The sequence below is a fragment of the Micromonospora sp. WMMD980 genome (assembly GCF_029626035.1).
Classification (GTDB): Bacteria; Actinomycetota; Actinomycetes; order Mycobacteriales; family Micromonosporaceae; genus Micromonospora.
Map to the genome: position 1 here is coordinate 2159725 of NZ_JARUBE010000003.1, position 21150 is coordinate 2180874.

The 21150-nt window shown below is 75.3% G+C and carries 21 protein-coding genes; 11 read left to right on the plus strand and 10 right to left on the minus strand.

What is annotated here, in order from left to right:
* Window positions 1–116 precede the first annotated feature (116 nt).
* Entirely contained in the window at window positions 117–1745 is a 1629-nt protein-coding gene (locus tag O7618_RS10460; RefSeq protein WP_278105837.1) for an acyl-CoA dehydrogenase family protein, read from the plus strand.
* A 2-nt stretch (window positions 1746–1747) separates the two neighbouring features.
* Window positions 1748–2569: an MOSC N-terminal beta barrel domain-containing protein gene (locus O7618_RS10465; protein ID WP_278105838.1), complete on the plus strand. Its 822-nt coding sequence runs from the start codon at window positions 1748–1750 to the stop codon at window positions 2567–2569.
* A 238-nt stretch (window positions 2570–2807) separates the two neighbouring features.
* Here O7618_RS10465 and O7618_RS10470 read toward each other — a convergent pair whose 3' ends face one another.
* Both O7618_RS10470 and O7618_RS10475 read right to left on the minus strand, forming a co-directional pair.
* The gene (locus O7618_RS10470) at window positions 2808–4820 is read right to left on the minus strand and encodes a tetratricopeptide repeat protein (protein WP_278105839.1); all 2013 of its coding nucleotides are present in this window, start codon (window positions 4818–4820) and stop codon (window positions 2808–2810) included.
* Window positions 4821–5605: 785 nt separating this feature from the next.
* A complete protein-coding gene (locus tag O7618_RS10475) occupies window positions 5606–6202 on the minus strand; it encodes a GNAT family protein (RefSeq protein WP_278105840.1) in 597 nt (198 codons plus the stop codon).
* A 33-nt stretch (window positions 6203–6235) separates the two neighbouring features.
* Between O7618_RS10475 and O7618_RS10480 the strand changes: the two genes are divergently transcribed.
* The gene (locus tag O7618_RS10480; protein WP_278105841.1) at window positions 6236–7456 is read left to right on the plus strand and encodes an aminotransferase class I/II-fold pyridoxal phosphate-dependent enzyme; all 1221 of its coding nucleotides are present in this window, start codon (window positions 6236–6238) and stop codon (window positions 7454–7456) included.
* Window positions 7457–7474: 18 nt separating this feature from the next.
* Here the strand turns inward: O7618_RS10480 and O7618_RS10485 are convergent, their stop codons facing one another.
* Window positions 7475–8041: a DUF664 domain-containing protein gene (locus O7618_RS10485; protein WP_278105842.1), complete on the minus strand. Its 567-nt coding sequence runs from the start codon at window positions 8039–8041 to the stop codon at window positions 7475–7477.
* 95 nt (window positions 8042–8136) lie between these two features.
* On the opposite strand from O7618_RS10485, the gene O7618_RS10490 reads away from it, so the two are divergent.
* Window positions 8137–9126: a WYL domain-containing protein gene (locus O7618_RS10490; RefSeq protein WP_347405365.1), complete on the plus strand. Its 990-nt coding sequence runs from the start codon at window positions 8137–8139 to the stop codon at window positions 9124–9126.
* Between the two features lie 113 nt (window positions 9127–9239).
* On the opposite strand, the gene O7618_RS10495 is transcribed toward O7618_RS10490, so the two are convergent.
* The 6 genes from O7618_RS10495 to O7618_RS10520 are packed head-to-tail and all read right to left on the minus strand — an operon-like array spanning window position 9240 to window position 13959.
* Window positions 9240–10052 carry a hypothetical protein gene (locus O7618_RS10495; RefSeq protein ID WP_278105844.1) on the minus strand — a complete coding sequence of 271 codons (813 nt, stop codon included), beginning with the start codon at window positions 10050–10052 and terminating at the stop codon, window positions 9240–9242.
* Window positions 10053–10100: 48 nt separating this feature from the next.
* Entirely contained in the window at window positions 10101–10412 is a 312-nt protein-coding gene (locus tag O7618_RS10500; protein ID WP_278105845.1) for an NIPSNAP family protein, read from the minus strand.
* A 20-nt stretch (window positions 10413–10432) separates the two neighbouring features.
* Window positions 10433–11203, minus strand: coding sequence for a TetR/AcrR family transcriptional regulator (locus tag O7618_RS10505; protein ID WP_278105846.1), 771 nt, complete (start codon window positions 11201–11203; stop codon window positions 10433–10435).
* 35 nt (window positions 11204–11238) lie between these two features.
* Window positions 11239–12054: an ABC transporter permease gene (locus O7618_RS10510; RefSeq protein ID WP_278105847.1), complete on the minus strand. Its 816-nt coding sequence runs from the start codon at window positions 12052–12054 to the stop codon at window positions 11239–11241.
* A complete protein-coding gene (locus O7618_RS10515) occupies window positions 12051–13022 on the minus strand; it encodes an ATP-binding cassette domain-containing protein (protein ID WP_278105848.1) in 972 nt (323 codons plus the stop codon). Before O7618_RS10515 ends, O7618_RS10510 begins: the two co-directional genes overlap by 4 nt.
* 58 nt (window positions 13023–13080) lie before the next feature.
* Window positions 13081–13959, minus strand: coding sequence for an alpha/beta hydrolase (locus O7618_RS10520; RefSeq protein WP_278105849.1), 879 nt, complete (start codon window positions 13957–13959; stop codon window positions 13081–13083).
* Window positions 13960–14056: 97 nt separating this feature from the next.
* On the opposite strand from O7618_RS10520, the gene O7618_RS10525 reads away from it, so the two are divergent.
* On the plus strand, window positions 14057–16012 hold the full coding sequence (locus O7618_RS10525; protein ID WP_278105850.1) for a BTAD domain-containing putative transcriptional regulator: 1956 nt from the start codon (window positions 14057–14059) through the stop codon (window positions 16010–16012).
* Here the strand turns inward: O7618_RS10525 and O7618_RS10530 are convergent.
* Window positions 15981–16772 (minus strand): hypothetical protein, encoded by a 792-nt coding sequence (locus O7618_RS10530; protein ID WP_278105851.1) that lies wholly within the window; start codon window positions 16770–16772, stop codon window positions 15981–15983. The genes O7618_RS10525 and O7618_RS10530 overlap by 32 nt on opposite strands.
* Window positions 16773–16890: 118 nt before the next feature.
* Between O7618_RS10530 and O7618_RS10535 the strand changes: the two genes are divergently transcribed.
* The 6 genes from O7618_RS10535 (at window position 16891) to O7618_RS10560 (ending at window position 21150) form a co-directional block, all read left to right on the plus strand.
* Window positions 16891–18279, plus strand: coding sequence for a pyridoxal-dependent decarboxylase (locus O7618_RS10535; protein ID WP_278105852.1), 1389 nt, complete (start codon window positions 16891–16893; stop codon window positions 18277–18279).
* Between the two features lie 26 nt (window positions 18280–18305).
* Window positions 18306–18911, plus strand: coding sequence for a hypothetical protein (locus O7618_RS10540; RefSeq protein ID WP_278105853.1), 606 nt, complete (start codon window positions 18306–18308; stop codon window positions 18909–18911).
* 104 nt (window positions 18912–19015) lie between these two features.
* The gene (locus tag O7618_RS10545; RefSeq protein WP_278105854.1) at window positions 19016–19417 is read left to right on the plus strand and encodes a YbaB/EbfC family nucleoid-associated protein; all 402 of its coding nucleotides are present in this window, start codon (window positions 19016–19018) and stop codon (window positions 19415–19417) included.
* Complete coding sequence (locus tag O7618_RS10550; RefSeq protein WP_278105855.1) at window positions 19404–19724, plus strand: type VII secretion target; 321 nt, start codon at window positions 19404–19406, stop codon at window positions 19722–19724. The genes O7618_RS10545 and O7618_RS10550 overlap by 14 nt, the downstream gene beginning before the upstream one ends.
* A complete protein-coding gene (locus O7618_RS10555; RefSeq protein ID WP_278105856.1) occupies window positions 19721–20866 on the plus strand; it encodes a WXG100 family type VII secretion target in 1146 nt (381 codons plus the stop codon). Before O7618_RS10550 ends, O7618_RS10555 begins: the two co-directional genes overlap by 4 nt.
* Window positions 20866–21150 (plus strand): hypothetical protein, encoded by a 285-nt coding sequence (locus O7618_RS10560; protein ID WP_278105857.1) that lies wholly within the window; start codon window positions 20866–20868, stop codon window positions 21148–21150. The genes O7618_RS10555 and O7618_RS10560 overlap by 1 nt, the downstream gene beginning before the upstream one ends.

Genomic DNA, 21150 nt, shown 5'->3' on the forward strand with positions numbered 1-21150 from the left:
CCGAGCGGGATGATGTCAAACGAATCGAGCCGAATCGACTGGTCGAGCGCGGTTGCCGGCCGCCGCTGAACGGTGGTTCAATCCACCTTCCGCCACCGCGTGCTGGGAGTGCCGCCGTGACCACACACGAGGTCGTCAACCAGGTCCCACCGCTGGTCGGCCACGACACCGCCGACGACCCGGCGCTGCTCGACGGCCTGGCCCGCGAGGGCGCCGGCTGGGCCGCCGCCGGGCTGCACGACCTGGGCCGGCTGGCCGGCGGCGAGGCGGCCGCCGAGCACGGCCGGCTCGCCAACGAGCACCCGCCGGTGCTGCGCACCCACGACCGGTACGGCCACCGCGTCGACGAGGTGGAGTTCCATCCGTCCTGGCACGAGCTGATGCGCACCGCGGTCGGGCACGGCCTGCACGCCGCGCCGTGGGCCGACGACCGGGCCGGCACGCACGTGGCCCGCGCCGCCGGCTTCTACGTCTGGCGGCCCGACGCCGGCCACGGCTGCCCGATCTCGATGACCTACGCGGCGGTGCCGGCGCTGCGGCACAGCCCCGAGCTGGCCGCGCGCTACGAGCCGCTGCTCACCAGCACCGAGTACGACTTCGGGCTGCGCCCGCCGACCGGCAAGCGCGGCCTGCTGGCCGGCATGTCGATGACCGAGAAGCAGGGCGGCTCGGACGTGCGCGCCAACACCACCACCGCCCGGCCCGAGCCCGACGGCAGCTACCGGCTGCTCGGGCACAAGTGGTTCACCTCCGCGCCGATGTGCGACCTGTTCCTCACGCTCGCCCAGGCGCCGGGCGGGCTCACCTGCTTCCTGGTCCCCCGGGTGCTGCCCGACGGCGCCCGTAACCCGATGCGGCTGATGCGGCTGAAGGACAAGCTCGGCAACCGCTCCAACGCCTCCGCCGAGGTCGAGTACGAGCACGCGGTGGCGTGGCGCGTCGGCGACGAGGGTCGGGGCGTACGCACCATCATCGACATGGTCAACCTGACCCGGCTGGACTGCGTGATCGGCGCGGCGGCCGGCATGCGTCAGGGCGTCACCACTGCCGTGCACCACACCACCCACCGGCGGGCGTTCGGCCGCTACCTGGCCGACCAGCCGTTGATGCGCAACGTGCTGGCCGACCTGGCGGTGGAGTCCGAGGCGGCCACCGTGCTGATGATGCGGCTGGCCGGCGCGACCGACCGGTCGGCGCGGGGCGACGCCGGCGAGACCGCGTTCAAGCGGCTCGCCCTGGCCGTCGGCAAGTACTGGGTGTGCAAGCGCTGGCCGGGGCACGCCGCCGAGGCCCTGGAGTGCCTGGGCGGCAACGGCTACGTCGAGGAGTCCGGCATGCCGCGGCTGTTCCGCGAGTCGCCGCTGAACTCGATCTGGGAGGGCTCCGGCAACGTCGCCGCGCTGGACGTGCTGCGCGCGCTCACCCGCGAGCCGCAGGTGCTGGCCGCGTACGAGGCGGAGGTGGCCGCCGCCGCCGGCGCGGATCCGCGCCTCGACGCCGCGGTCCGGCGGGTGCGCGACGAACTGGCCGACCCGGGTGACCTGGAGTTGCGGGCCCGGCGGGTGGTGGAACGCCTCGCGCTGGTGCTGCAGGGCGCGCTGCTGGTCCGCCACGGCCACCCCGCCGTCGCCGACGCGTTCTGCGCGGCGCGCCTCGACGGCGACCACGGCCAGGCGTACGGGACGCTCCCCGCCGGGGTCGACCTCGCCGCGATCATCGACCGGGCCACCCCGAAGGTCGGCTGAGCGTGCGACTCGTCTCGACGCACGTCCACCCGGTGAAGTCCCTCGCCGGGGTGGACGTCGACCACGCCACGGTCGAGCCGTGGGGGCTGCGCCACGACCGGCGCTGGGTGCTCCTGCAACCCGACGGCGCGGTGCTGACCGCCCGCACCGCGCCCCGGATGCTCGGCCTGACCGCCACGCCCGGGACCGGGTCGATCACGCTCACCGACCGGCACGGCGCGTCGCTGACCGTGACCAAGCCGGTGGCCGGGCCACCGGCCGGCACCACGCTGTCCCGGCTGGACACGCTGCGGCTGGCCGCCGGTGAGGCGCACGACTGGCTCTCCGACCGGCTGGGCCAGCGGGTGCGGCTGGGCTGGCTGGACGACCCGCGACGCCGGCCGGTCTCCGCCGCGCACGGCGGCCGACCGGGTGACCCGCTGAACCTCTCCGACGCCGGCCCGCTGCTGCTCGCCACGCTGCCGTCGCTACGCCGCCTGCGTGACTGGATCGTCGAGGGCGCGCTGGAGCGGGGCGAGCCGGCGCCGGACCCGCTGCCGATGGCGCGGTTCCGCCCCACCGTCGTCCTCGACGGGCCGGTCGAGCCGTTCGCCGAGGACGGCTGGACCCGGGTCCGGATCGGCGCGGCCGACTTCCGGGTCGCCGAACGCTGCGACCGCTGCCAGCTCACCCTGATCGACCCGGAGACCCTCACCCGAGGCAAGGAGCCGATCCGCACGTTGGCGCGGCACCGGCGGCAGGACGGGAAGACCTGGTTCGGGATCCGGCTGATCCCGGTGACCACCGGGGAGATCGCCGTCGGCGACCCGGTGGTCGCCGGCTGACGGCGGTGGCCGGCCGGCGCGGTCGCCACGGTCAGCGCGGCGGTGGCGACCGGCACCAGCGTCAGCGTCGTCAGGTCGCGCATCGGCAGGCTCCTCCCCGCGCGCCGGGCGCCGGTGCCGCTCCCTCGCTGACCAGGATCGAGATCCTCCACGACACCGCACGCCGGCACCGGACGGCGATCGCTCGCCGGGTCACCCCCGTTCGACCCGGACGCTACCGACGGTCGCTAAGAATCCGCTAAGTGCCGGCGGGCACGGAGGCGTCGTCGATCCCGGCACGCGCCCGGGCCTGCTCCTCGGCCTCCCCGATCCGGGTGGCGATGTCGAGCGCCTCGCGGTGGCAGCGCAGCGCGGCGGCGTGGTCGCCGGCGGACCGGTGCGCCTCTCCCAGGGTGTTCCACGTTTTCGCCCGCAGGTCCGGGCCGAGGTCACGGGCGATCTCCACCGCCTCGGCGGCGGCCCGCACCGCCTCGGTGGGCCGACCCGTGCGGGCATAGCTGAACGCCAGGTTCGCCAACGCGTTGGCCTGACCGGGCCGGCTCCCGGTCCGGCGTTGCCAGGCCAACGCCCGCAGCGCGTACGGCACCGCCTCGGCGTGCCGGCCCAGCCGGGCGTGCAGCAGACCGACGTTGTTCTCCACGCGCGCCAGGCCGGGCCCGCCGACGACGCGTTGCAGCGACAGCGCCCGCAACGCCTGCGCCAACGCCTCCTCGTCCCGGCCGGCGAGGTGCAGGTCGACGCTGAGGCCGCTCAACGCCGACGCCTCCCACTGGCCGTCGCCGGCGGCGCGGAACAGCACCACGGCCCGCCGGTACTCGGCGATCGCGTCCCGGTGCCGGCCGAGCCGGCGGAAGACCATGGCGAGGTGGTGGCGGGTGGTCGCCTCACCGACGGCCTGGCCGAGGCGGACGTGGCGCTCCAGCGCGTCGCGGAGCAACTCCAGCGACCGGTCCGTGCGGCCGGCGGTGTCGTGGGCCTGGCCCAGCGCGGTGAGCGTGTACGCCTCGGCGACCGGGTCGTCGAGGCCGCGGGCCGCCTCGGCGGCGGCCCGCAACGTCGCCAGCGCGTCGTCGACCTGGCCACGGCGGACCAGGTAGGGCTGGAGGAGGTGCACCAACACCACCGCGTTGCGCCACGCCGGCAGGTCCGCGGCGCCGTGGATCGCCGCCCGCAGGTTCGCGAACTCGGCGTCGAGCCAGCGCAGCGCCGCCTCCTCGTCCCCGAAACCGGGCACCGGCGCCACCGGCTCCGGCACTCGCCCGACCGGCGGCAGCGGGAAGCGGCGGATCAGCCGGGTGGCCCCGTCGGCGGTCGCCACGTACCAGTCGACGAGCCGCCGCCGCGCCGCGGCGGCCTCGTCCGGCGTCGCCGCCACCTGCCGGGCGGCGTAGCGGCGCAGCAGGTCGTGCAGCTCGTGGCGGCCGGGCCGCACCTGCTGCACCAGGTGCTCGTCGAGCAGCGCCTCCAGGTCCCGCTCGGCGTCCGCCGGGTCGTCACCGACCAGCGCCGCCGCCAACGCCGCGGTCACGTCGTCGCCGAGGTGCACGCCGAGCAGCCGGAACAGCCGCTGCCGGGCGGCCGGCAGCGCCCGGTACGACAGGGCGAAGACGTCCTCGACGCCGCGTGCGCCGACGGTGAACTCGGCCAGCCCGCGGTCCGGATCGCTGAGCCGGGCCAGCAGGTGCGCGACCCGCCACGCCGGTCGCCCGCGCAACCGCCGCCCGGCGACCGCGACGGCCAGCGGCAGGTGCCCGCATCGGCCGGCGAGCTCCTCGACCGAGGCCGGCTCGGCGGCGACCCGGTCCGGGCCGAGCAGGCCGGTCAGCAGCTCCCGCGCCTCCGCCGGGCTGAACACGTCGAGCACGATCACGCACGCGCCGTCCATGGCCAGCGCGCGCCGGCTGGTCACGATCACCAGGCACCCCGAGGCGGCCGGCAGCAGCGGCGACACCTGGGCCTCGTCCGCGGCGTTGTCCAGCACGAGCAGCACCCGCCGGTCGGCCAGCCGATCGCGCAGCAACGTCGATCGGTCGTCGACGGACTCGGGGATCGCCGACGCCGGCACCCCGAGCCGGCGCAGCATCGTTTCCAGCACCGCGCCGGGGGCGGCCGGCGTCGACCCGGCACTGAACCCGTGCAGGTCTAGATAGAACTGTCCGTCCGGGTAGTCGGCGGCGAGGCGGTGCGCGGCGTGCACCGCGAACCGGGTCTTGCCCACGCCGGCCATGCCCTCGACGGCGACGATCGACACCGCGCCTGGTGAGGCGCCGCCCGCGGCCCGACTCACCGGCCAGGATGCGCCGATGCAGGTCCTGGGTCGGCCCGGCCGGCTCGATGCCCAGCTCCCGGACCAGCCGCCCGCACAGCTCCCGGTAGGCGTCCAGCGCGTCGGCCGGCCGGCCGAGCCGATCGTGCACGGTCATGAGCTGACGGTGGAAACGTTCGTCCAGCGGTCGCTCGCCGATCAGCGCGGTCAGCTCGGCTACCAGCCCGCTCAGCCGGCCGTCGGCGAGGCGCGCGTCGACCAGCTCGGCGGCGGCGTCCAGGCGCGCCTCGTGCAGCGTCGCGGCGGTCGACTCGACCGACCGGCCGGTCAGGCCGCTGAACGCCGGCCCGCGCCAACGCGCCAGCGCCGCCTCCAGCAGGCGCAGCGCGGCCGCGTTGTCACCGGTCGCCCGCGCCGCCGCCGCCGCGGCCACCTCGTCGGAGAACTGCCGCACGTCCAGCCCGCCGGGCGCGGTGTTGAGCTGGTAGGCCGACGGGCGGGTGACGATCGGGGCGGCGGCCCGGCCACCGGGCGCCAGCCGGCGGCGCAGCTCGGAGATGATCCCCTGCACCTGCACCCGGTAGGAGCGCGGCGGCCGGTCCCGCCACAGCTCCGCCACGAAGCCGTCGACCGGGACCGGCTGGTCGACGTGGCACAGCAGCAGCGCCAACGCCACCGCGTGCTGCGGCCCGCCCAGCGCGACCGGCTCGCCGCGACGCTCGACGGTGAGCGGCCCGAGCACGCGGAAGTAGGGCTCGCCGCCGGCCGGATCATCTGCGGGGGCTGGCACGTCGGAAACCTACCAACGCGTCCCGGCCCGCCCGCCACTCCTCGGCCAGCACGGCGAAGACGAACTGGTCGGCCCACTCGCCACGGAACCGGTAGCTGCGCACGTGCCAGGCCTCCCGCCGGAAGCCGAGCCGGGTCGCCAGCCGGGCGGACGGCTCGTTGCCGGCGTGGCAGCGGGCCGTCACCCGGTGCAGCCCGAACTCCCCGAAGCCCCAGTCCAGCACCGCCGCGGCCGCCTCGGTGGCGAGGCCACGGCCGCCGTGGTCGGGGTGGAAGACGTAACCGAGTTCGGCGGTGCGGTCGGCCCGGCTCCGCCACACCAGCTCCACGGCGCCGACCACCAGGGCCCCGGAGACGGCGGCCAGCGTCAGGCAGTCGCCCTCCGCGCGCAGCGCGTCCTCGCCCGCCATCGCGGCCACCGACGCCCGGGACTCCTCCCGGGTACGCGGCTCCGCGCCGAGCATCCAGCGGACCACGTCGGGACGGCGCTGCCAGGCGTGCACGTCGTCGAGGTCGTCGAGGCTGACGGGGCGCAGCAGCAGTCGTGGCGTACGCAGCGGGTAGCTCGGGTGGGCCATCGGGCGATGGTAGGGCCCCCTACGGTGTACCCCATGGGCGTTTCCGTCGGCGACCGCAATCCGCTCACCCAGCTCACGCTCGACCAGCTCCGTCGGCGCACCAGCGTGAAGTGGCGGCTGCACCCGCCGGACGTGCTGCCGCTGTGGGTCGCCGAGCAGGACGTGCCGTTGGCGCCGCCGGTGGCCGAGGCGCTGCGCCGCGCGGTCGACCTGGGCGACACCGGCTACGCGTACGGGACGGCGTACGCGGAGGCGCTCGGCGGGTTCGCCGCCCGCCGCTGGGACTGGGCCGACTTCCCGGTCGCGCGCAGCACGCTCGTGCCCGACGTGATGATGGGCGTGGTCGAGGTGCTGCGGCTGGTCACCGACCCGGGCGACGCGGTGGTGGTCTGTCCCCCCGTCTACCCGCCGTTCTACGCGTTCGTCACACACGCCGACCGCCGGCTGGTCGAGGCCCCGCTCGGGCCGGACCTGCGGCTGGACCTCGCCGCGCTGGACGAGGCGTTCCGCGCGGCGCGCGCGGTCGGCGACCGGCCCGCGCTTCTGCTCTGCAATCCGCACAACCCGACCGGGGTGGTGCATCGCGGCGACGAGTTGGCGGCCGTCGCCGGGTTGGCCGCGCGGCACGGCGTGCGGGTGGTCTCCGACGAGATCCACGCCCCGCTGGTGCTCGCCGGGGCGCGGTTCACCCCCTACCTGACGGTCCCCGGCGCCGACGACGCGTTCGCCCTGGTCTCGGCGTCGAAGGCGTGGAACCTCGCCGGCCTGAAGGCGGCGTTGGCGGTGGCCGGGCCGGCCGCCGCGGCCGACCTGGCCCGGATGCCGGAGGAGGTCAGCCACGGCCCCAGCCACCTCGGGGTGCTCGCGCACACCGCCGCGTTCCGCGACGGCGGGCCCTGGCTGGACCTGCTGCTCGACGGCCTCGACGCCAACCGCGCGTTGCTCGGGTCGCTGCTGGCCGAGCACCTGCCCGAGGTGTCGTGGCGCCCGCCCGAGGGGACCTACCTCGCCTGGCTGGACTGCACCCGCCTCGACGTGCCCACCGAGGCGCCGGGCGACGGGCCGGGAGTGGCCAGTGACCTGGCCGGCCCGGCGCGGATGTTCCTCGACGACGCCCGGGTGGCGCTCAGCTCCGGGCACGTCTTCGGCGCCGGCGGCGTCGGCTTCGTGCGTCTCAACTTCGCCACCTCGCCGGCCATGCTGACCGAGGCGGTGACCCGGATGGGCCGGGCGACGCGGTCACCCGCCGCCTGAGGAGACGCCGGCACCGGTTCAGGTGGTGGCCCGCCGGTCGAGCGTCTCGCGCAGGATCTCCGCGTGGCCGGTGTGCTGGCGGGTCTCGGCGATGACGTGCGTCAGCACCGCCCGCACGCTCATGACCGTGCCGGGCTCGTGCCACGGCGCCTCCGGCACCGGCTGTGCGGCCGACAGGTCGTCGATGCCGGCCACGATCTCCTCGGTGCGGGCGGCCACCCGGGCGTATCGGTCGAGGATGGTGGGCAGCGTGTCCTCGGGCAGCATCTGGAACGTCCGCTCCCGGTCGACCAACCACTGTGGCAGCTCACGCGCCGTGCCGCCCATGATGTCGGGCCAGGTGACCCCGTCGGGCAGGGTGAACGTCATCGTCGCCGGGCCCTCGACCACGAAGCGCAGCCAGGCTTCCTCGCCGGAGGCCACATGCTTGAGCACGCCGCCCAGGCAGAGCGCGCTGACGGTGGGACGCGCGCCGGCCTGGGCGTCGGTGAGGTCGCGCACCGTCGCGGTCAGCGCGGCCCGGGCGGTGGCGAGCGCCGCGAGCAGGTCGGCACGCTCGTCGCGGGTCAGGGTGGGGACGGTCATGGTCGTCGGTTCCTTCCGGTCCGTTTCGGGTACGGGCACACGCTCGCGGCAGCAGCGGTCAGGATGTGTCCGCTACTGCTGGCAGAATGCGTGCCATGCCGACCACCTCCGCACGACTGCTCTCCCTGCTGTCCCTGTTGCAGGCGCGTCGGGACTGGCCGGGCGCGGTGCTGGCCGAACGGCTCGGCGTCAGTCCGCGCACCGTGCGCCGTGACGTCGACCGACTGCGCGAGCTGGGCTATCCGATCGTGAGCGCCAAGGGACCGGACGGTGGCTACCGGCTCGGCGCCGGCTCGGCGCTGCCACCGCTGCTCTTCGACGACGAGCAGGCCGTCGCGCTCACCGTGGCGTTGCAGACCGCCGTCACCACCGTCACCGGCATCGAGGAGGCCGCCGCGCGGGCGCTGACCACGGTGCGGCAGGTGATGCCGGCGCGGCTGCGGCACCGCGTCGACGCGCTGCGAATCGTCGCCGTGCAACGGGCCGGAGCCGCCACGAAGCCCCGGGTCGAGCCGGCGTTGCTGATGACGCTCAGCGCCGCCGTGCACGCCCGCGAGGAACTGCGCTTCGACTATCCACCCGCGCCGACGGTCGTCCCGACCGACGGGGCGCCGCCGCCGCGCCGGACGCAACCGCACCACCTGGTCACCTGGGGCGGGCGCTGGTACCTGGTCGCCTGGGACCTGGACCGGGCCGACTGGCGCACGTTCCGCGTCGACCGGATCCGCCCGCGTACGCCCACCGGGCCGCGGTTCGCGCCCCGCGAGCTGCCCGGCGGGGACGTGGCCGCATTCGTCGCCGGCCGGTTCACCGGGGCGACCGGCCCCGGCGACTGGCCGTGCCGGGGCGAGGTGATCCTCGACCTGCCCGCCCGCACGGTCTCCGCGTGGACCCGCGACGGCGTCGTCGAGGAACTCGGCCCGGACCGGTGCCGGCTGGTGCTGGGCGCCTGGTCCTGGCCGGGCCTGGCCGCCGTGCTCGGCCGCTACGACGCCGACATCGAAGTCGTCGGCCCACCCGAGCTGCGCACCGCCTTCGCCCACCTGTCCCGCCGCTACGCCCGGGCCGCCCATCCCCCACCCTGACCCCACCCCGCGCCCGGCCCGGCCCGGCCCGGCCCTCTTGCACGTGCCGCCCCGGCACAAGGACTTTCCCGGCAGACCGCGGGCCGAAAGTGCAAGATCTGCGAGGAGGGGGGTCAGCGGTGCGGGGGCGGTCGGTTCGTCGCGCGCCAGGACGGCCAGCCGTGCGGCCACGTGTCGGGCCAGTCGTCGCCGCTCCGGCCCGGGCCGGCCGGAGCGCCGGGCTCGCGCCCGACCACCTCGCGGGCGAGGCGCTCGGCGACGTCGGCGACATCCGCTGCGGACAGGTACGCCCAGCGGTTCAACCACGGCGCCAACGCCTCGTCGACCAGCGCCACGCTCCGCGCTACGGGCAGCCCGGCGGCGGTGAGCAGCCAGGTGAGCAGCCTGCTCGACGGCCCGAGCCAGCAGTCCGGGTCCTCGGCCCAGGCCGAACCGGCGGTCAACAGCTCGCCGAACGCCGTCTCCCACGCCGCGAGGGCCTCGTCCGGCCCGGCGAGCGCCGCCTCCCGCAGCGTCGGCAGCAGCCGGTCGAACCGTTCGGCCACCTCCTCCAGCCACTGTCGCCGGTCCACGATGGCCGCGGCTACCCGGGCCAGCGTCTCCGGTCCGGAGGTGATGATCTGCGAGAAGTAGTGCCAGAGCGACCGCGGACCCCAGTGCCAGCCGTAGGCCCAGGGGCCGTAGTGGTCCATCAGGGCGTCGGTCATCGCCGCGTTCCAGGCGGCGGCCAGCCGGTCCGCCTCGCGGGACGCGGCCCAGGCGGCGTCGTCGAGACGTCGGCGGGGGCGCGGCGCGGGAGCGGCGGGCGGCACCGGCGGCACCGGCGGCGCCAGCCGTCGCACGACATCGGCCGCCTCGGCGGCGTCGAACGGGTGCCGGGCGGGGTCGACCTCCGCCCGTTCGTCCAAGCGAGGCCAACTCGTCATCGCCGCCAGTCTAGGGCGGCCCACGCGCTCGCGAGGCCCCGAACGGTCTCAGACCGTGGGGAGGAGCGGTCGCATGAACGTGCGCTCGTAGCGCAGGACGCAGCCCGACTCGTCGCGGATCCGGTCGGCGGCGACGAACTCCGGGTCCGTGCCGAACCGCGCCCGGTAGCGCTCGTACGCCGCCAGGCTCTCGAAGCTGAACAGCGCCTCCGCCCGGTCGCTGGCCCCCTCGGCCGGCAGGAAGTAGCCGTGGTGCACGCCGCCGTGCCGTCGCACCAGCTCCATCCAGGCGCGGGCGAACCGTTCGAACGCCCCGATCTGCCCGGGATCGATGGTGTAGTGCACCACGCAGGTGATCATGCGAGCACCATAGCGGCCCGTCAGCCGCCGGCCGCGCGTTCGGCGACCACCACCGAGATGCCGTCGAGCACCCGCTGGAGGCCGAACTCGAACGCGTGGTCCGGCCCGTACGCGGCGCCGTGCGCCAGGCCGGCGGCGGTGCCGACCCGGGCGGCGAGCGGATAGCTGCCGGTGGCCATGAACTTCTCCAGCCAGGGCGCGTGCGTCTGCCACCACGCCTCGTCGGTCATCCCGGTTTCCCGCTCCAGCTCGACCACGTCGAGCGCGGCGCGGGCCGCGCTCTTCGCGTGCCCGAGCACGAGCGTGAGCACGGCGTCCATCTCCACGTCGTCGAGGCCGATGTCCGCGACCGCGTGCAGCTCGTGGTCGTACTTGGCGAGCACGTTGGGGCCGAGCACCGGCCGGGTGGTCTCGGCGCGCAGCAGCCACGGATGGGCGCGGTAGAGCGCCAGGTTGTCCCGGGCGATGCGCTCCAGCCGCCCGCGCCAGCCGCCCGGCATGTCGGCCGGGCGGGGCAGGTCGCCGAGGACGGTGTCGACCATGACGTCGAGCAGTTCGGCCTTGCCCGGCACGTAGGTGTAGACGGACATGGTGCCGACGCCGAGCGCCTCACTGACCCGGCGCATGGTGAGCGCGTCGATGCCCTCGGCGTCGGCGATCTCGACGGCCGTCCGCACGATCCGGTCGACGCTGAGACCGGGCCCGGCGCCGCGGCTCGCCGGCTCCCGGGTGCGCCAGAGGATGGCCAGGCTGCGGGCGGGGTCGGCCTTGCGCCTGCGGTCGGTCGACATGGTGTCGTCATGCTACCGCCCCCCACCGGTGAGGCTCAGCCGCCCAGCGCGCGGTAGCGGCGCAGGGACAGCGGCACGAACACGGCGACCAGCGCCAGCGGCCAGAGCACGGCCAGCAGCGGGTGGTGCGCGGCCACCCAGCCCTCGCCACCCCAACCGGGGTTTCCGAACAGTTCCCGGGTGGCGCCGACGGTCGCCGACAGCGGGTTCCACTCGGCGACCGCGCCGAGCCAGGCGGGCATGGTCGACGGCGCGACGAACGCGCTGGACAGGAAGCCGAGCGGGAACTCCAGCGTCTGCACGGCGGTCACCGCGCCCGCGCCTTTCGTGACCAGGCCGAGGTAGATGCCCACCCAGGTCAGCGCGAAGCGCAGCAGCAGGATCAGCCCGAGCGCGGCGAGCGTGTCGCCGGGGCCGCCGTGCGCGCGCCAGCCCACGGCCAGGCCGGCGAGCAGCATGACCGCGAGCGTCACCACCGCGAACAGCATGTCGGCCAGCGCCCGGCCGAGCAGCGGGGCCAGCCGGGACACCGGCATCGACCGGAGCCGGTCGGTGATGCCGCGTTCGGCGTCGGCGGAGACCGCCATGGTGGTCTGGCTGATGCCGAAGAGCATGGTCATGGCGAACATGCCGGGCATCAGGAACTCCCGGTAGCTGCCGCCGCCGGGCACCTGGAGCGCGCCGCCGAACAGGTAGGCGAACATCAGCAGGATCAGGATGTTGAAGGCGAGCGCGCCGGCCAGCGGGCCGGGGTCGCGACGCCAGTGCGCGAGCGCCCGACAGGTGAGGGTGCGGCTGTCGCCGGCCAGGGACGGGCGGCCCGGCGGCGAGGCGACGGTGGCGGCGCTCACGCGGGCACCTCCACGATGGCGTCGACCCGCTCGGCGGGCCGGCCGGTGAGCCGGAGGAACACCTCGTCGAGGGTCGGCCGGCGCAGCGCCACGTCCGTCACGGTCACCCCGTCGGCGTCGAGCGCGCGCAGCACCCCGGTCAACGCGCCGGCCCGGTCGTCGACCTGGGCGCTGACCGCGCGGCGGTCCGGGTCGACGACCGGCTCGGCGGTGGCCACCCGGCGCAGCCGGTCCGCTGCCGTGGCGAGGTCGCGGGCGTCGCGGACGACCAGATCGATCCGGTCACCGCCGAGCCGGGACTTGAGCGCGTCCGGGGTGCCCTCGGCGATGACCCGACCGGCGTCGAGCACGCAGATGCGGTCGGCGAGCTGGTCGGCCTCGTCGAGGTACTGCGTGGTGAGCAGCACGGTGGTGCCGGCCCGGACCAGGTCCCGGACCGACTCCCACACCTCGTTGCGCCCGCGCGGGTCCAGAGCCGTGGTGGGCTCGTCGAGGAAGAGCACCGACGGTGTGCGGATCATCCCGGCGGCCAGGTCGAGCCGCCGGCGCATCCCGCCCGAGTACGTCCGCACCGGCGCGCCACCGTCGTCGGCGAGCCCGAACCGCTCCAGCAGCTCTCCGGCGCGCCGGCGGGCCTGCGCCCGGCCGAGGTGGAACAGTCGACCGAGGATCACCAGGTTCTCCCGACCGCTCAGCGCCTCGTCGAGAGCCGGACGCTGCCCGACCAGGCCGATGCGGTAGCGCACTTGGTCGGCCTGGCGGGCCACGTCGAAACCGGCCACCTCGGCCCGGCCGGCGTCGAACCGCAGCAGCGTGGCCAGGATCCGTACCGCCGTGGTCTTGCCGGCGCCGTTCGGGCCGAGCAGCCCGCAGACCGTGCCGGGTGGCACCCGCAGGTCGAATCCGTCCAGCGCGGCCGTGTCGCCGTACCGCTTGCACAACCCTTCCGCGATGATCGCGTGTTCCACCGGGTCGCCTCCTCCGTGGTGTCCTCGCCCTATCGTACAACGTACGATAGGGCGTACGCTACCGCTTCAGGAGCGCCCGCAGCGCCTCGGTGACCTCGGCCGGGGCCGCCTCGGCCAGGAAGTGCCCGGCGGTGGTGGTGCGGTGCTCCAGGTCCGGGGCCCAGGCCCGCCACACCGCCTGCGCGTCGTAGCCGAGCGCCGCGCCCCAGTCCTGCTGGATCACGGTCACCGGCATGTCCAGCCGTCGCCCCGCGTCCCGGTCCGCCCGGTCGTGCGCCACGTCGATGCCGGCCGAGGCCCGGTAGTCGGCGACGATCGAGTCGACCGCCTCCCGGGAGGCCCGCAGGTACTCGGCACGCACCTCAACCGGCACGGCCGCCGGGCCGGTGCCCCAGGCGTCGAGGAAGTAGCCGAAGAACGCGTCAGCGCTTGCCGAGATCATCCGCTCGGGCAGGCCGGGCGGCTGCGCCATCAGGTAGAGGTGGAAGGCCACCGCCGCCGACGCCCCGTGCAGCACGTCCCACATGTCGAGGGTGGGCAGCACGTCCAACGACGCCAGGTGGGTGACGACGTCCGGATGGTCCAGGCCGGCGCGCACCGCGACCAGCGCGCCCCGGTCGTGCCCGGCCAGCGCGAACCGCTCGTGACCGAGCGCCCGGGCCAGCGCCACCACGTCGGCGGCCATGGTCCGCTTCGCGTACGTGTCCTCGTCGTGCGCGGGCGGCTTGTCGCTGGCGCCGTACCCGCGCAGGTCCGGGCAGATCACGGTGTGGTCGGCGGCCAGGTCGGCGGCGACGTGCCGCCACATCAGGTGGGTCTGCGGGAAGCCGTGCAGCAGCACGACCGGGCGGCCGCGGCCGCCCACCGCCACGTTCAGCGCCACACCGTCGGCGACGGTGACGCGCCGATAGTCGAATTCTGGAATGCCGATGCTCATCTCGGTGCCTCTCTGCGTCGTCGTACCGGTGAAGCGTCGCGCCGCCGGATGAGCAACCGATGAGCGCGGTACGGTGGCCCGGGTCGAGGAGGGGTCGGTGCAGGTCAGCTTCGGGGTGCTCGGGCCGGTAACGGCCTGGGACGGTGACGGCGCGCCGGTCGACCTGAGGGGGCCCCGGCACCGCGCGGTGCTGGCCCGGCTGATCGTGGCCCGCAGCCGGGTGGTGCCGGTCGACCACCTTGTCGACGACCTGTGGGCCGACCCGCCGGCGGGCGCGGTCGGCGCGGTCCGCACGTTCGTCGCGGCGCTGCGCCGCCGGCTGGAACCGCGGCGGGCGCCGCGCGAGCCGGCCCGGCTGCTGGTCACCGACGGACCGGGGTACGCGCTGCGCGCCGCCGGCGACACCGTCGACGCCTGGCGGTTCGCCGACACCGTCGCCGCCACCACCGACGCGCTGCCCCGACCGACGCTCGACCGGCTCGACGCCGCGCTGGGCTGGTGGCGCGGCCCCGGGTACGCCGGTCTCGACCAGCCGTGGGCGCGTGCCGAACGGGCCCGCCTCGACGAGCTGCGACTGACCGCGGTGGAACGGCGCGCCGAGGCGCTGCTCGCGCTGGGCCGGGCCACCGACGCCGTCCCCGACCTGGACGCGCACGTGGCGGACCACCCGTGGCGGGAGGACGGCTGGCGGCTGCTGGCGCTGGCCCTCTACCGCGCCGGGCGGCAGGCCGACGCGCTCGCGGTGCTGCGCCGGGCCCGGGAGCGGCTACGCGACCAGCTCGGCCTGGACCCCGGCCCGCGCCTGCGCCGGCTGGAGACCGACCTCCTGCGCCAGACCGACCCGGAGCCCACCGGACCGGGGCGGGTGTGGGCGGAGGCCGCCGCGGCGTACGAACGCAGCGTGGTGCCCGGGGCGCGGGCCCGGCTGGAGTCCACCGTCGGGCTCCTGCGCAGCCTCGCGGTGACCGGGCCGGGTGGCCTGGAGGCGGCCCGCGACCAGCGGGTCGCCGCCATCGACGCGGCCGAGCAGCTCGGCGACCCGGACCTCACCGCGCGGGTGATCGGCGGCTACGACGTGCCGGCGATCTGGACCCGCGCCGACGACCCGGAGCAGGCGGCCCGCGTGGTGGCGGCGGCGGAACGGGCGCTGGCCGGCCTCGGCCCGGACGCGCCGGAGACGACCCGCGCCCGGCTGCTCGCCACCGTCGCCGTCGAGTCCCGCGGCCTGCCGTCGACGCGCGGGCCCGACGCGGCCCGCCAGGCCGAGGCGATCGCCCGACGGCTGGCCGACCCGGCCCTGCTGGCCCAGGCGCTCAACGGCGTGTTCATGCAGACGTTCCACCGTGCCGGGCTGGCCGCCGAGCGGGATGCGACCGGCGCCGAACTGGTCGAGCTGGGCACCCGGCACGGCCTGGCCCCGGTCGAGATCCTCGGGCGGCTGATCCGCATGCAGGCGCGCGGCGCGCTGGCCGACCTCACCGCCGCCGACGCGCACGCCGACGCGGCGGACCGGCTCGCCGCCCGGCACGAGTCGCCGCTGACCGGCGTGTTCACCGCCTGGTACCGGGCCATGCGCGTCGCCGCGGCCGGCGCGCCGTACCCGGAGGCGGAGGCCGCCTACCGGACGGCCGCCGGTCGCCTGGCCGGCTGCGGCATGCCCGGCGTCGAGCGGGGCCTGCTCCCGCTGGCGCTGCTCTGCCTGCGGGTGTGGCACGACCTCCCGGCCGACTTCCCCGACGACACCGACTGGGGCCCGTACGCGCCGTGGGCCCGGCCGCTCGTGCTGCTCGCCGCCGACCGGCGCGCCGACGCCGCCGCCGCGCTGCGCCGGACCCCGCCACCGCCGCGCGACCTGCTGCTGGAGGCGCTGTGGGCGCTCACCGGCCGGGCCGCGGTCGCGCTCGACCACCGGGCCGCGATGCGCCGCGTCCGCGACGCGTTGGCGCCGGCGGCGCCCGAGGTGGCCGGCGCCGGCAGCGGGATGCTCACCGCCGGCCCGGTCGCCGTGCACCTCGACCGGCTCACCGCCGCCCTCGGGGAAGCGTCCGACTGACGTCCTCGCCCGGTGCCCGCCGCGCCGGCGTACCCGCGAGTCGTCGGGGCGTTTCCTCCGGCCACCGCCACCAGATGCCGTAGGCGCACTCGGGGTCCGGCCGCCGCAGGGTCAACGCGTAGACGACCTTTCCCGCCGCCTGGTCGGCGCTGGGCCGGCATCGGGTGCGGGCGACCTCCTGACGACTCGACCCCGACCGCGTTCTCCGCCACACCACGTGCCACGCCTCGGCCGGCGCGTCCGCGTGGTCGAACTGCACCCGTACCGACAGCTTCCCGACCGGGCGTTCCTCGCAGCTCTCCCGGTAGTACGGCTTCATCGGCGCGTAGGCATCCTCGAACACCTGCCTGATGCCGACGCTCACCCGCCGGCCGCGGGCCAGCGGGCCGAGCAGATACAACCACCGGTAGACCCGCCCGTCCTCCTCGGCGACCGCGCCGTCGAGCAGCCGGTGTTCCGGGAACAGCGACGTCGCCTCCTCGACCGTGCGGTTCTGGCCGCTCCAGTGCGAGCGGATGCCGACCAGGCGGATCTGCCGCGTCGCCCGGACTCGTTGCTGTCGCGTGTAGGCGTAGCGGTGGTGGGAACGACCGTCGGCCCCCTTGACGCGCGTGACGACCAGCGACCCGTCGAGTTCCTCGATCAGGAAGTCCGGCGAGACGCGCGGGTGTGCTGTCCAGCAGTCTCCGCAGACCCATCGGCCCTCCCCCGGTGTGCCATCTCGTCGGCGGGAAAGCCACCGACGGTCCGATCCATCCACAGAAACCCAGGAGTTCGTGGGTGAGCCAGCGGTCACGGGGGTCACTCAGCACTCACTCCGAGCACACCCGGCTACCGCCGACGCGCCCGGCCCCGCGACCTCCGGTTAGGGTGCGGCGATGGACGAGCTGCGGGAGCTGTTCCGGCGGGCCGCCGAGCACGCCGCCGACTACCGGCGGACACTTGCCGAACGGCCGGTCGGGGTGCCGGTCGACCAGGCCACCCTGAACCGGGCGTTCGCCATCGAGCTGCCGGCCACGCCCACGCCGCCTGAGCAGGTGCTGACGGAACTGGTCGCCGCCGCCGAGCCGGGGCTGGTCGCCACCGCCGGCCCGCGCTACTTCGGCTTCGTGGTCGGCGGCGCGTCCCCGGCCGCCACCGCCGCCGACATGCTCGCCGCCGGCTGGGACCAGATCGCGTTCAACGCGGTCACCTCGCCCGCCGCGGTGGCCGCCGGCACCTGGCTCAAGGACCTGCTCGGCATCCCGGCGACCGCGTCGGTCGGCTTCGTCACCGGCGGCCAGGCCGCCAACACCGCCGGACTCGCCGCCGCCCGGCACCAGGTGCTCGCCGACGCCGGCTGGGACGTGGAACGGCGCGGGCTGCTCGGCGCGCCGCCGGTGCGGGTGCTCGCCGGCGCCGAACGGCACGCCACCGTGGACCGGTCCCTGCGCCTGCTCGGCCTCGGCACGGACGCGGTGACGGAGGTGCCCGCCGGCCCGCAGGGCGCGATCGACCCGGAGGCGCTGGCCGCGGCGCTACGCGGCTCCCCCACCGGGCCGACCGTCGTCTGCCTCCAGGCGGGCAACGTGAACACCGGCGCGTTCGACGAGCTGCGCACGGCGTGCGACCTGGTGCACCGGCACGGTGGCTGGGTGCACGTGGACGGCGCGTTCGGTCTGTGGGCCGCCGCCAACCCGTCCACCCGGCACCTGGTGGACGGCATCGAGGCGGCCGACTCGTGGGCCTGCGACGGACACAAGTGGCTGAACCTGCCGTACGACATCGCGTTCGCGTTCTGCGCCCGGCCGGACGTGCACGCGGCGGCCCTGTCGTACGCGGCCGCGTACCTCGTGGGTTCCGGTGGGGTGCCGGCGGGCGCGGACCTGACCGCGGAGTCCTCGCGGCGCGCCCGTGGCTTCGCGGCCTGGGCGGGCCTGCGGGAGCTGGGCCGCGACGGCGTGGCCGCGCTCGTCGAGCGCTGCTGCGCGCTGGCCCGCCGGGTCGCCGACGGGCTGACCGCGGCCGGGTTCGAGGTGGTCAACGACGTGGTCCTCAACCAGGTGCTGGTCGGCTTCGGCGACGACGCGGCCACCGACCGGGTGGTCGCCGCGACGCAGGCCGACGGGACGTGCTGGGTGGGCGGCACGACGTGGCGGGGGCGGCGGCTGATGCGGATCTCGGTGTCCAACGCGACCACCACGGAAGCGGACGTGGACCGGTCGGTGGCCGCGATCAGCCGGCTGGCCCGCCGGACGGGCGAGGGCATGCTTCACTCACGGCCGTGACGTGGCGACGGGCAGCCTCCGCGGCGGTGGCGTTTGTGGTGATCGTGGCGGCGGCCGGCGGATGGAACTGGTGGCACCAGCGACCGCCCTACGGGCCGGAGGCACTCCACCTCCGCTCGTCGTTGGAATTCGTCACCTACGACGAGGCGCAGGCCGCGCTCGGTTCGGCGTACCAGGCGCCGGTGGCGTCCGGCGGTGACCAACTGGTGCTGGGCCGGGTGTCCTGGCAGCCGCCGCCGGCACCGCTGGACGGCGGATACTTCGCGCTCTTCCTCATCGACAAGCGCAGCGACCTCAAACCGCCGGTGTTCGCGGTGTCCGCGCCGCAGGAGAGCGTCGGCATGGGCAGCGCCGGGGTGGAGAACAAAATCCCGGACCGCTACCCCTGGTTACGCGGCGCGGGCGATGTGCAGGTCGGCGAGCACGATTGGCGGAACGGCGGAAGCCGGCTGGCGATCGGAGACGCCCGGGCTTCACCGGTGACGTTCGTGGCGCTCTTTCCGCGCCTGTACAGATCGCAGCGCGAGTTCCCGATCGCCACCGCGCCGGTGACGCTGCCCGACCTGCTGCTGGCGCTCGTCTACCTGGGAGCCGACGACCAAGTCTACTGGGCACAGCGGCTGCAGGGCTGACCGCGGTCCCTCCCGCCGTCCGAGATTGCCGCAGGACGGGACATACACTCAGCGCCACCGGTTGGTAGCGTAGCGGTCACCGATGTCCCCTGGGGAGGGTGGCGATGTGGGCGGACGAGGCCGCACTGGACGCGGCGGGTCGCCGCCTCGACGAGTGGGAGTCGGGCCTCGCCATGCAGGCCGCGCGGGCGAAAGCCCTTTCCGCGCGCACGCAGGCGCTGACCGGCTCCGCCCGCAGTGACGACGGCCTGGTCGAGGTGACAGTGGACGCCGCCGGGCTGCTGGCCGACCTGCGGCTCGACGAACGCACCCGGAAGCACTCCGCCGCACACACCGCCCGGCAGGTTGTGGCCACCACCCGGGCCGCGTGCGCCGACCTGCTGCGCCGGCTCACCGAGGCGACCGCCGAGACGCTCGGTGCGGACGACCCGGCCGCACGGGCCATCGTCGAGTCCCACCGGCGGCGGCTCGACCCCGACCAGGGCCCGCCGGATGCCCGGCGGTGAGGTCCTCCAGGTCGACCCGGACGACCTGACCGTCCACGCCGCCCACCTGGATCGCTGCGCCGACAGCATCGACACCGCCCGCCAGGCCGGCCAGGACGTCCGGCTCGGCCACGACGCGTACGGGCAGCTCCGCCAGATCGTGCCGCTGCTCCTCGACGGCCTCCAGCGCACCCTGGTCGACGGCGTGGCCACGGCGGCCACGGCGGTCCGGGACACCGCCGGCAAGGTCCGCACCAGCGCCGAGCGCTACCACGCCTCCGACACCCACGCCGCGCACCTGCTCGACCAGGTGCGGAACCGCCGGTGACCACCAACCCGCTGGTCGCCGGCGCGGCGGACACCGGGCCCAGCGCCTGGGCGGGCATCTGGATCTGCGAGGACATCGAACTCATCGCCCACGGCGTCCGCACCGGCAGCTGGATCGACGGCAGCCTCGGCGTGGTCAGCGCCGGCCTGGACGCCCTCGCGATCGGGTCCGACCCGGTCAGCGCGCTGCTGCAGTACGGCATCGCCTGGCTCATCGAGCACGTCAAGCCGCTCAGCGAGGCCCTCGACTGGCTCGCCGGCGACCCCGCCGAGATCACCGCGCACGCCCAGACCTGGCGCAACGTGGCGGCTTCGCTGCGCGAGGACGCCGCCGACCTGGCCCACGCGGTCCGCACCGAGGTCGCCGGCTGGACCGGCACCGCCGGCATGGGATACCGGCTCTGGGCCCACGAGCAGCAGCAGGCCATCACCGGGCTGGCGCAGGGCGCCGAGGCGCTGGCCGCGATCACCGAGGGCGCCGCCGGCCTGGTCGCCGCCGTCCGGCTGCTGGTCCGCGACGCCGTCGCCGCCTGCGTCGCCCGCCTGATCGTGTACGCCACGGAACTGGTTGCCAGCGCCGGGCTGGCCACGCCGCTGGTGGTGGAACAGGTCACCACGACGGTGGCGTCGTGGGGGGCGCGGATCGCGCGGTTGTTGCGGGGGTTGTTGACGAGTCTGCGGCGGCTGATGCCGGAGGTGCGGCGGCTCGGCGAGCTGATCGAGAAGCTGAAGCAGGCATTGAGCCGGTTGCGCCGAGCCGAACCTGATCCTGGCGATCTCAACCGGGTGCGGGGAAGAGGACGTGGACCTCGAATGCCGATGAACATGGAATCGGTGCAACGGATCGCGGCCAAGTACGGTATCGAGGTGTCCGGCATCCAGTTCAATGTCAACAACCGGATGTCCGGGGTGTGCGGGGTGACCAGGCCAGATCAGTCGGTCATGCTGTGCCGAGAAGCCTTCCGCAGCGAGGAGGATCTCGCAAGAACATTGGAACACGAACGGTTTCACGTGTCAGAACTCCGGGAGGGACACCCGTATCCCAGAGATCACGAAGAAGCCGCCGCATTCGAGGATCGCGCCTACGCCCATGAGGAACAGTGGTGGCGAAATCAGTCGGTCAGACCCGAGGAAGTGGATTGATGGCGACATTCGAAGAGTGGCTGGACGCGTACGAAATCTTCTACCGCACGTTGCCGACGAGGCCGGAGCTACCGTGCCCGAACTGCGGCCACCAGACGCTAAGCATGGTGTTCACCGGTCCACCAGGTGCCGGATACGGTTACGTCTCGTTCTGGTGTGACACCTGCCTCGAGGGCATCCACCTGTCGCGGGCCCCGATTCCAGCCGGCGTGACAGCGCGCTCCATCGATGCGCCCGCAGCGGATCGCCGCAGCGGCATCCCCAACTACCGCCTGGTGACGTAG

What these genes read in the sequence shown, in the direction of transcription:
- O7618_RS10475 (WP_278105840.1), bottom strand. Translation starts at nt 6,202, where the DNA reads ATGGCCCACCCGAGCTACCCGCTGCGTACGCCACGACTGCTGCTGCGC.
- O7618_RS10480 (WP_278105841.1), top strand. Translation starts at nt 6,236, where the DNA reads ATGGGCGTTTCCGTCGGCGACCGCAATCCGCTCACCCAGCTCACGCTC.
- O7618_RS10485 (WP_278105842.1), bottom strand. Translation starts at nt 8,041, where the DNA reads ATGACCGTCCCCACCCTGACCCGCGACGAGCGTGCCGACCTGCTCGCG.
- O7618_RS10490 (WP_347405365.1), top strand. Translation starts at nt 8,137, where the DNA reads ATGCCGACCACCTCCGCACGACTGCTCTCCCTGCTGTCCCTGTTGCAG.
- O7618_RS10495 (WP_278105844.1), bottom strand. Translation starts at nt 10,052, where the DNA reads ATGACGAGTTGGCCTCGCTTGGACGAACGGGCGGAGGTCGACCCCGCC.
- O7618_RS10500 (WP_278105845.1), bottom strand. Translation starts at nt 10,412, where the DNA reads ATGATCACCTGCGTGGTGCACTACACCATCGATCCCGGGCAGATCGGG.
- O7618_RS10505 (WP_278105846.1), bottom strand. Translation starts at nt 11,203, where the DNA reads ATGTCGACCGACCGCAGGCGCAAGGCCGACCCCGCCCGCAGCCTGGCC.
- O7618_RS10520 (WP_278105849.1), bottom strand. Translation starts at nt 13,959, where the DNA reads ATGAGCATCGGCATTCCAGAATTCGACTATCGGCGCGTCACCGTCGCC.
- O7618_RS10535 (WP_278105852.1), top strand. Translation starts at nt 16,891, where the DNA reads ATGGACGAGCTGCGGGAGCTGTTCCGGCGGGCCGCCGAGCACGCCGCC.
- O7618_RS10545 (WP_278105854.1), top strand. Translation starts at nt 19,016, where the DNA reads ATGTGGGCGGACGAGGCCGCACTGGACGCGGCGGGTCGCCGCCTCGAC.
- O7618_RS10550 (WP_278105855.1), top strand. Translation starts at nt 19,404, where the DNA reads ATGCCCGGCGGTGAGGTCCTCCAGGTCGACCCGGACGACCTGACCGTC.
- O7618_RS10560 (WP_278105857.1), top strand. Translation starts at nt 20,866, where the DNA reads ATGGCGACATTCGAAGAGTGGCTGGACGCGTACGAAATCTTCTACCGC.